This window comes from Flavobacterium sp. (assembly GCF_040382755.1).
Classification (GTDB): Bacteria; Bacteroidota; Bacteroidia; order Flavobacteriales; family Flavobacteriaceae; genus Flavobacterium.
In genome coordinates this window covers 1-3,040 of the sequence record NZ_JBEIET010000179.1, presented here as the reverse complement: position 1 = coordinate 3,040, position 3,040 = coordinate 1, and the positions used below count along the sequence as shown (strand labels likewise).

The 3,040-nt window shown below is 32.0% G+C and carries 3 protein-coding genes; 1 reads left to right on the top strand and 2 read right to left on the bottom strand.

Features of this window, described 5'->3' with window-relative positions:
• Window positions 1–1,082 (bottom strand): glycine cleavage system aminomethyltransferase GcvT (gcvT, locus tag ABWO04_RS10805; protein WP_353079708.1); only part of this gene is annotated, 1,082 nt, incomplete at its 3' end.
• A 300-nt stretch (window positions 1,083–1,382) separates the two neighbouring features.
• Between gcvT and hutH the strand changes: the two genes are divergently transcribed.
• Window positions 1,383–2,873, top strand: a complete 1,491-nt coding sequence (hutH, locus tag ABWO04_RS10800; RefSeq protein ID WP_353079707.1) for a histidine ammonia-lyase — start codon at window positions 1,383–1,385, stop codon at window positions 2,871–2,873.
• Here the strand turns inward: hutH and ABWO04_RS10795 are convergent.
• A partial coding sequence (locus ABWO04_RS10795) for a DUF1272 domain-containing protein (RefSeq protein WP_353079709.1) occupies window positions 2,870–3,040 on the bottom strand: 171 nt, incomplete at its 5' end. The genes hutH and ABWO04_RS10795 overlap by 4 nt on opposite strands.

Sequence of the window (3,040 nt, the reverse complement as noted above, 5' to 3'; positions counted from 1 at the left end):
TATTTCTTCAAAAATGGCATTTTAACCACTTTTGCTTTAATATCTTTATTTCTAATTCGAATATAAATTTCAGAATCTGGAGTTGCTAATGCTGTTGGAACGTATCCCATTCCTATGGCAATTCCTAAACTTGGCGATTGCGTTCCAGAAGTTACAATTCCTACTACATTGCCATTAGCATCTGCAATTTCATAATCGTGACGAGGAATGCCTCTATCAATCATTTCAAAACCAACTAATTTTTTAGAAACACCCGCTTCTTTTTGTTGTTTCAAGTTTTCTGAATTGGTAAATTCTTTTTCGAATTTAGTAATCCAACCCAAACCAGCTTCTAAAGGAGAAGTCGTGTCATTAATATCGTTTCCGTATAAACAGAATCCCATTTCTAATCGTAAAGTATCTCGAGCCGCTAAACCAATTGGTTTAATTCCGAAAGCAGCTCCCGCTTCAAAAACTTTTGCCCAAATAGTAATTGCGTCTTCGTTTTTAAAATAAATTTCAAAACCGCCAGAACCCGTATAACCCGTTGCAGAAACAATTACATCTTGTTTTCCTGCAAATTCACCAATTTGGAACGTATAATATCCCATATTTACTAAATCAATTGAAGTTAAACTTTGCATAGCTTCAGCAGCTTTTGGTCCTTGAATAGCTAACAAAGAATAGTCATCCGAAAGATTTTGCATCTCTACTCCTAAATCATTTTGTGATGAAATCCAATTCCAATCTTTTTCGATATTAGAAGCATTTACTACTAACATGTAATGATTGTCTGCAATTTTATAAACAATTAAATCATCAACAATTCCACCTTCATTATTTGGCAAACAAGAATATTGTGCTTTTCCATCTACTAACTTAGAAGCATCATTAGAGGTTACTTTCTGAATTAACGCCAATGCATTTTCTCCTTTTAAGAAAAATTCTCCCATATGAGAAACATCAAAAACCCCAACTCCAGTTCGTACCGTTTCGTGTTCTGCGTTTACTCCTTCATATTGAACAGGCATATTGTAACCTGCAAACGGAACCATTTTTGCTCCTAAACTTTCGTGAATAGCTGTTAATGCTGTATTTTTCATTGTACGTTTTTATAAAATTTAAAGTTGCTAATATATTGAAAATTCTTAAAATTACGCCCTAATAATCTTAAAAGTTTAGCCACGAATTTTCGAATATATAACATTAAAATAATCGTATCGACTTAGTCGATTAATAATTCGAATTTAATAATTAACCTTTAGGAATAAAATAGTAATTCGATAATTCGAGGCAAAAAAATAATGAGATTGAATCATTCTTAAAATAATATTGTTTTAATACTGAAAATAGTTGCATTTTAGAATTTGTTTATAGAATTTTGACAGCTAAAACAAAATCGTATGCATTACATAGATTCATCAGTACTTACTATAGAAAAAGTTAGAGAAATTATTTTTGAAGGAAAAAAATTAGCACTTTCAGAAGAAGCTATCTCAAAAATAGAACGATGCAGAACGTATTTGGATGAAAAAATGGCTTCAAATGATAAAGCTATTTACGGAATTAACACTGGTTTTGGTTCGTTATATAATATTAAAATTTCGACTGAAAATTTAACCAAACTTCAAGAAAACTTAATGAAATCTCACGCTTGTGGTACTGGTGATGAAGTACCTCACGAGATTGTAAAGATAATGTTGTTGTTAAAAATTCAATCTTTGAGTTATGGACATTCTGGTGTGCAATTAGTAACCGTTAATAGATTAATTGATTTTTACAATAATGATATTTTACCTGTAGTTTACACACAAGGTTCATTAGGAGCAAGCGGCGATTTATCACCTTTAGCTCATTTATGTTTACCATTAATAAATGAAGGCGAAGTGTATTACGATGGATTCCGTCAACCAGCGCATAAAGTTTTAGAAAATTTGAACTTATCTCCTATTACATTAAAATCAAAAGAAGGTTTGGCTTTATTAAACGGCACGCAATTTATGAGTGCTTATGGCGTGTACAATTTAATTCAAGCGGATAAATTAGCACATTTAGCAAACATTGTTTCCGCAGTTTCTTTAGAAGGTTTTGATGGAAGAAAAGAGCCATTTAATGAATTAATTCATTTAGTTCGACCACATAATGGGCAATTAGCAACAGCAGCTCATATGTTAGAATTATTAGAAGATAGCGAAATTATCGCACAACCTAAAAAACACGTACAAGACCCGTATTCTTTTAGATGTATTCCGCAAGTTCACGGTGCCTCTAAAGATGTAATTGACCACGTAAAAAAAGTATTTACTACCGAAATTAATTCGGTAACTGACAATCCAAATATTTTTGTTGGTGAAGATGAAATTATTTCTGGTGGAAATTTTCACGGACAACCTTTAGCAATGGCTTTAGATTATTTAGGAATTGCTTTGGCAGAATTAGGTAGTATTTCGGAAAGAAGAACCTATCAATTAATTTCTGGTTTAAGAGAATTGCCTGCATTTTTAGTCAGCAATCCTGGATTAAATTCCGGATTTATGATTCCGCAATATACAGCGGCGAGCATTGTTAGTCAGAACAAACAATTAGCAACTCCAGCAAGTATTGATAGTATTGTATCGAGTAATGGACAAGAAGACCATGTAAGCATGGGAGCAAATGCAGCTACAAAAACATTAAAAATTGTTGAAAATTTAGAACGCATAATAGCTATTGAATTATTTAATGCTTCACAAGCTATCGAATTTAGAAGACCTTTAAAATCGAGTGATTTCATTGAAATGTTTATAAAAACCTATCGAGAAGAGGTGCCTTTAGTTACAGAAGATAGAATTTTACATTACGATATTGAAAAATCAATTCAGTTTTTGAAAAGTTTTCAAGTGGAAATAAATTAATCCTTATTTCGTTTCGGTCTTTTTACTAATTCACCTTGGCAATTTGGACAAACATTTGCCATTTCTGTAGCGCACGATTCACAAAATGTGCATTCATAACTGCAAATACAAGCTTCTGATTGCATATTTAAAGAAATAGTGCATTTCTCGCAAGTTGTTTTGTATTC